The 7,438-nt window shown below is 60.3% G+C and carries 3 protein-coding genes; 1 reads left to right on the forward strand and 2 read right to left on the reverse strand.

Features of this window, described 5'->3' with window-relative positions:
* Positions 1-97 precede the first annotated feature (97 nt).
* Together DIE23_RS34500 and DIE23_RS34505 are read right to left on the reverse strand one after the other, a co-directional pair.
* Positions 98-2,689, reverse strand: coding sequence for an ATP-binding protein (locus DIE23_RS34500; protein ID WP_260436312.1), 2,592 nt, complete (start codon positions 2,687-2,689; stop codon positions 98-100).
* Positions 2,690-2,705: 16 nt separating this feature from the next.
* Positions 2,706-3,428, reverse strand: a complete 723-nt coding sequence (locus DIE23_RS34505) for a winged helix-turn-helix domain-containing protein (protein WP_124616739.1) — start codon at positions 3,426-3,428, stop codon at positions 2,706-2,708.
* A gap of 1,602 nt (positions 3,429-5,030) precedes the next feature.
* On the opposite strand from DIE23_RS34505, the gene DIE23_RS34510 reads away from it, so the two are divergent.
* On the forward strand, positions 5,031-7,438 hold a 2,408-nt coding region (locus DIE23_RS34510), incomplete at its 3' end, for a calcium-binding protein (RefSeq protein ID WP_311767839.1).

Raw genomic sequence — 7,438 nt, forward strand, 5'->3', positions numbered from 1 at the left:
GGCCGGGCGCCGTGGACATATGAAACCTCAGCCCGGTTAATCGAAAATTTCGGAAACACGCGACTTCATTAACAATCGAAACAATTGCCGCGGCCCATCAGCGCAGCAGTGCGGCGAGCGCCGCGAGGTCGAACGGCTTCGGCACGAACTGCAGGTCGGCGCGCCAGCCGGGATGCGTCTGATGAATCTCGGCCGGCAAGCCCGACGTCAGCGCGACGCGCTGCTGCGGCCAGCGCTCGGCGAGCCGCGCGGCGAACACGATGCCGCTGCCGCCCGCGCCGAGCGAGATGTCCGACAGCACGATCGTGACCGGGCCGTGCTCGGCGAGCCAGGCAAACGCCGCGTCGCTGGTCGCCACGGCGTCGGCCTGCGCGCCGAGCGCCGCGAACTGACTCAACACCGTGTCGCGCACTTCCGGATCGTCGTCGACCACGAGCACGCGCACGCCGGCGCGGGCGGTGGCCGGTGCAGCAAGCGCCGTCTCCCGCCCTGCGCGACGCTCCGGCGCCGCACGTTCAGGCAGCCACAGCTCGACGCGCGTCCCTTCCCCGACCTCGCTGTGGATCCGCAGGTCGCCGCCGCTTTGCCGCGCGAAGCCATAGACACTGCTGAGCCCGAGCCCGCTACCCTCGCCTGCCGCCTTGGTCGTGAAGAACGGCTCGATCACCTTGTCGAGCAGCATCGGCGCGATCCCGCATCCCGTATCGGTCACGCTCAGCACGATCGCCTGCGGCGCGCCCATGCCTGCGGGTGCGTCCGCGCGGCGCGCGGACAGCGTCAGCGTGCCGCCGTCCGGCATCGCCGCCGCGCTGTTGAGCGTCAGGTTGAGCACCGCGTTCTCGAGCTGGCCGCGATCCACGTACACCCACATCGGCTCGGCGGCCGGTTCGAGCACGACCGTCACGCGCTGGCCGGCAGAGTATTCGACGAGATCGAGCATTTCGGCGAGCATCGCGCGCACCGACATGCGTTCGGCCTGCAGCGGCTGGCGCCGCGCGAACGCGAGCAGCCGGCGCGTGAGCCGCGACGCGCGCTCGGCCGCGCGGCGCGCCCGCTCGGCCATCGTCTGCGCGTGCTGCTGCCCGCCGAGCCGCGGCAGCAGCAGTTCGAGGTTGCCGAGGATTGCAACGAGAAAGTTGTTGAAATCGTGCGCGACGCCCCCCGTCAGCTGGCCGAGCACGTCCATCTTCTGCGCTTGCTGCAATTCGGCCTCGACGGCGCGCCGGCTCGTCAGGTCGCGGCAGACTGCGACCCAGCCGCCGTCCGGCAGCGGCTGACAATGGAATTCGAGGATCCGCTGGTCGCGGATGTGCAGTTCCGCCGATGCGGCGATGCGCGCACCGTCCGACGTATGCGTGGCCGTGTCGCGCGACACCTGGCGCCAGCGTGCGGGCTGGTCGATCGCGAGCCGCAGCGCCGCGAGCGGCAGGCCGACGGCGAGCGCGCCGCCATCGATCCCGAGCAGCGTCGCGAAAGTCGGATTCCACGCGATCAGGCTGCCGTCTGCATCGTGCACCGACACGCCGTCGTTCATCGAGTTCAGCACCGATTCCTGCAGGCGGCGCTGCGCATCGAGCCCCTGCGCCAGACGCTCCTTTTCGAGCAGGTTGGTACGGAACACCTCGAACGCGCGCGCCAGTTCGCCGATCTCGTCGGGCCGGTGCGTCGACGGCATGCGGTCCGAGGTGATGCCCTTCGCGAGCCGCGCCATCACGCGCGTCATCGCCTGCAGTTTCTGCAGGATGCGGCTCGCATAGGCGACGCCGACGAGCGCCACGGCGATGCCTGCGACCGCAAGCAGCAGCAGGCCCGACTGGCTCGACACCGCAACCTTGCGCACCTTGTCGCTGCGCTCGCGTGCAATCAGCCGCAGGCGCTCGACGTAACGCACCGACTTGCCGCTCAGGTGATCCGAGTGGCCGCGCAGCAACGTCACGAGATAGCCTGTCTGCGCTTCGGTCGCGAGGAACTCGCGGCGCACCGCGAACACGCTGCGCGCGCCGTCGTCGAGGCGCTCGAGCGCTTCGGCGAGCGCTGGCTGTCGGAGGTCCTCCCTGCGTGCGCGCACGCGCAACCACAGGGCCTCGTTGTCGCTTTCCGCACTGCCGAGCTCCGCCGCATCGGCCGCCTGCAGCGCGCCCGCGGTGCGCGCCCACACCTGCAGCAGCGTCGGCGCGCGCTGCGCGATCAGGCTCTTTTCGCGCGCTATGCTGTCGCCGATACGGTCCGTCGCGGTGCGCAGGTCGGACAGCTCTTCCTTGAGCTGCCGCTGCTGGCCCGCCACGACGAGCAACCGTGCGAGATCCTGGTCGATCGCGTCGAGGTCGTCGATCACCGCGAGCCGTTCGCCCGCCTTCGCGGTCGAGCTGTGCTGGTCGCCAAGGCCGGGTGACAGCCGCCGGATATCGCCGAGCAGGCCGCGCAGCAGCTCGGTGTCGTTGTGCAGCAGGTTCGGCGAATCCGTCAGCATCATGCTCGGCGCGACCGCGGCGAGCTGCGCGACCTTGTCGGACAGCTCGAGCGCGCGTGCGATCTCCGGCACCACGTTCGCCTCGTACTCGTCGAGCGCGTTCTGGTTCGCGCGCATTGCGAGCACGCCTACCACGACGACGGCCAGCGTGATGCCGAACAGCAGCAGGAACGTCGCGATCAGCTTCGCGCGGACGCTCCACGGCGATAACAGCGTCAATCGCGTCCGCATCGAGTCACAGGCGCACGACCGGCGCCGCGAACACGTAGCCGATGCCGCGCTGCGTCCGGATGTAGGTCGGCTGCTCGGGGTTCGGCTCGATCTTGCGCCGCAAGCGCAAGATCAACACGTCGATCGTGCGGTCGTACACGTCGATGCCGAAACCGCGCGTGTGTTCGAGCAACTGGTCGCGCGACCAGACGCGCGACGGCTGCTGCACCATCGCGGCCAGCAGCTCGAACTCGCCTTGCGTCAACGCGCACGGCGCGCCATCGCGCGTCAGCGTGCGTGCGGCCAGGTCCATCGTCCAGCCGTCGAAGCAGAAGTGCGGACCGCCGCCGTTCGAGGCCGGGCGCGGCATCGACAGCTCGGTCGTGCGGCGCAGCTGGGCACGGACACGCGCGATCAGCTCGCGCCCCGAAAACGGCTTCGTGACGAAATCGTCGGCCGCCGTCTCGAGACCGAGCACGCGGTCTGTTTCGTCGCCGAGCCCGCTCATCATGATGATCGAGACATCCGAGCGCCGCCGCAGGTCGCGCGCGACCGTCAGGCCGTCCTCGCCGCGCAGCTTCAGATCGAGCAGCACGAGCGCGTGCGGCGCGGCGGCGAGCTGCTGCTGCATGCGCGCGGCGCTGTCGACCGCCGACACGTCGAAGCCGGCCTCCTCCAGCACGCGCTGCAGCCAGTCGCGCACTTCCGGATCGTCGTCCAGCACCAGGATCCGATATTTTTCCGACACGCGTGTTCTCCTCCATGCCGATCCAGCGTCGATGCTGTTGGCAATCGCGCAGGACGTTGGCGCATTTACGATATTTTATTTACCCAGGCCCGAACCTCGTAATCGCTCGGGCAGAGGTCCGTCGGCGATCTTAACGAATTCCTGCGGGGGGTAACAGACCGCGTCTGGAGATTGACAGTAAAGCGTGCTCTCTGGACATGTGTGGGCTCTCAAAAAAGATGTCCTCAGCACCCTATATAAATCAATGACTTAGACATCTTTTTTGAGACGATCACATGCTCACCGCCTCAGAAAAGGTGTCCTTGGCTGCCAGAATTCTCAGAAAAGCTGTCTTTGGCGTCCACCTGCAGAAGCTTGCTACAGCTACGCCGCACGGAAACGTTGTCTAACGTCAAAAGCGTGACCGCGCGGGCTCCCTGAGAACGGGCCGTTCGGGTGGCGATCGCGGCGGTCTCCCTTTGAATGTGATCTCGCAGCCAGCAAGCGCCGGGGTGCGAGATCACACAGCGCAATTGACTAGGTCAGAGGCACATTCGCCGGAGCACCGCGTTACTCAAACGGAAAGGTGACTCTGGTCGGGGCATAGCACACGGAACACGTCCTTGACACCTTGCCTCGTCCGGTTGCTAAAGAAAAGGAACACAACGGAATCCGGAAGACAAAGTCTCTTGCGAACGTCCCCTTCAACCGCGGTCATCTCCTCTTGGCTCAGCGACTCCGCAAAGGACCGGGCGACATAGACACGCTTAGCCGTGGTTGCGGAGAGTGCTCCGTTCCAGTCGAATAAGCATTCTGCTGTTCGACAGCTCATCGGATATTCCCCACAAATCGACGGAAGCACTTCGCGCGAAAGAAATACTGGTTGATACCGATGAGCATAATTTATGGAAATATTTAATTAACACAATCAGTGCTTATAGGCCAATCCATCTCATTGTTGAGCACATATATCTCGCGCAAACGTAAAACCATCATCTTTGAGGCAAGATCTATGGCAATCTCGAGGGGAATTGGTGTGCGCCTATATTCTTTCGGTTAGTTTTCTGGCGTAGGCACTAGGGTTAACGATTCCTTGAATGCTCCTACGCCGTAGCATCTAATTTAAACCGAGTGAAAAATATTTTGCATGAGGAAAATATACAATTTGGCTGCGCAGTTAATTTTGCGAAAATTACAAATTTAAACGAAGATTCGATAATTTCTGTATTGCAAATACATTGTCAAATTTGACGAAGCAAATGAAGTGAACGGGGTGGCACCATGAAAAATATTGCGCTGCGCTTGATGGACGCGACATTGGTCTTGGCGGTATTGTCTTTTTTCTATATTCGAGTAGTTTATGGCCACGGTCGAACCCCAATATCAATTCAGATCGCTCATTTGAGAGACATATGTTTTGCGCTCACCCTTGTTGCGATGTTTGCGATTCCGATCAGAATCAAATCATATCCTGCCATATATAATTTCATAGAATTCAATGCGAAAGGGAATAAGAGAAAAACAATAATCGTCCCGCTAATCGCAATGATTGCGATCATTCTCGGTACGGTGGTAATAATTCGCATATTTGTAGTGGCCGCACCGTAAACCTCGGGGGAAGTCATGAATTACTTAGCGTCGTCCGCGTCAGTCACGGGCATATGGAGCGCAGTTCAGGCGACAATTGACCTTTACGAGGGCCCAGCAACAACCAATGTTCAAGGGTATGCAAATGCCGCTCAAGCGATCGTCGCGGCGGCTTCGTCATTTGGCGGCGCATACGGAGCGGTTGCAACAGGGCTGGCTGGCTCGGTCGTTGAGGCGGCGGCGGCATACGCCGCTTATCAAGGAAACGATTCGGTAACCGCTGAAGGCGATTTGATTTCTGCAGTCGGTGACATTGCGGCGTTTGGAATTGGCGTGGCATTGTTGGCTGCCGCGCCAGAGGCTACGGCACTTGGCGCGACAGCGATGCTGGCCACTATCGGTCTCGCCATAGTCTCGGCGGTCACCGATACCAATAATATTTTATCCGTTATTCAGGCTGGTACTGAGATACTAAATTCCGATGTCGCCGCGGAAGTCAGCTTGGCAGACTCAATTTTCCCGAGCAGCGCGTTTTACGACGGCGGTCAAGTCTGCGATGCGGCCTATGCTCAAGCAATTGCTGCACTATTTAACAGAAGCATGACCGATCCATTGGTTTTTGATTTGTCTGGTCAGGGCGCGCAGCTTGTCCCATTGGCACAGTCGAATGCATATTTTGATCTCCACGATACTGGATATGCGGTTCATACAGCTTGGGTTGGCCAAAATACCGGAATCTTGGTGAATATTCCGACCGACGGCACCGTCACCGATATTACGGATCTGTTTGGGAGTTCCAGCACAGATGGCTTCTCGGCCTTGGCTGCCCAGGACACTAATCGTGATGGAGTGATTAATTCAAACGACAGCGGATTTGCAAATCTTCGGATTTGGGAGGATTCGAATGGGAATGGGATTGCAGAACCCGGCGAGTTGCATTCACTTTCTGAATCGGGAATTGCATCAATTAGTCTCGCAGCGCAAGATGTTTATCAAGCGATTGGCGGAAGTGCGATTGCCGAAGTGGCAACTTTCACTCGTTCTGACGGAACTACGGGGCAGATTGACGAAGTGTACTTCGACAACAGCCAACTAGACTCACGTTTCGACGGGAGTTTCCAGCTTAATCCAGCAGTGATCGAGCTACCAAATCTGCGTGGTTATGGACTGCTTCCGGATCTTTACATAGCGATGAGCATCGATCCGGGGCTGCTTCAGATGGTTCAATCGCTAGGCCACGATAGCGTAAGTGATGCGGGAACGTTTGCATCACAAACTCGCGCGATCCTGTATCAGTGGGCCGGTGTTCAGGGCGTGTCAGCTACGAGCCGTGGACAGTATATAGACGCGCAGGAACTCGGTGTCCTCGAAAAATTTACGGGAGAAGCCTTCATATCAGGATTTACTGATGCTTCTAACCCCTCTAACTGGCATCAGGGCGAGGTTCTTCACGACGCCTTTAATCAACTGCTTGCGTCGATAGAGGCGCGGTTGCTAGTGCAAGGACCACTGGCAGGACTACTTCCTGGCGTGGCGTACGACTATAGGACTGACTCGATTGTTGGATCGTCGGACCTGTCATCAGTGGCAAGTGCCTTGGCCGCAGCTGCGCCGTCTGACTTGGCTGCTGCAGAACACTATTGGATCGGTGTCGCTCCGACCGTTGCTTCACTTGCCACGGCTCTAGGGCTGAATGTGTCGATATGCGAGTCGACAATCCAGAGCGTTATTACCCAAAGTGGAATCCCATTTAGCGCGGACGCGGTCTTGCTAGGCAACGTATTCCTGGGTGACGGGACTGCAACCCAACTTGTAACGAACACTGCGGGACCGCACTATTTCGATGGCGGAAGTAGTGTCCACTACGAACAGAGTTCCGGCGGGGCTGACACGTTCGTCTTCAACCAGGGCTATGGGCACCTCGAGATCAATGAGTACGATTTCTGGGGCGGCTCCGCTGGCAAGGTGCTGCAACTCGGTACCGGCCTGACGCCGGCATCGGTCGCCGTCACGCTCAACGGCAATGATATCTATCTGACGCAAGGCACCGATCAGGTCAAGCTCGACGGCATGGCTGACGGATCCGGCAAAACAGGGGTCGCCCAGGTGCAGTTTGCCGATGGCACCGTGTGGACTGCGGCTCAGGTTGTCACGATGGCCCGCAACATTCAGGGCACAGTGGGCAATGACACACTCAACGGTTCGTGGGGCGCGGACATGTTCGACGGCAAGGGCGGTACCGACGTCGAGATCGGCAATGGCGGAGCCGACACCTTCATCTTCAATCAGGGCTACGGCCATCTCGAGATCAACGAGTACGACTTCTGGGGCGGCACCGCCGGCAAGGTGCTACAACTGGGTACCGGTCTGACCGCAGCATCGGTCGCTGTCACGCTCAACGGCAACGATATCTATCTGACGCAAGGCACCGATCAGGTCAAGCT

This window comes from Burkholderia sp. Bp9143 (genome assembly GCF_003853645.1).
GTDB lineage: Bacteria > Pseudomonadota > Gammaproteobacteria > Burkholderiales > Burkholderiaceae > Burkholderia.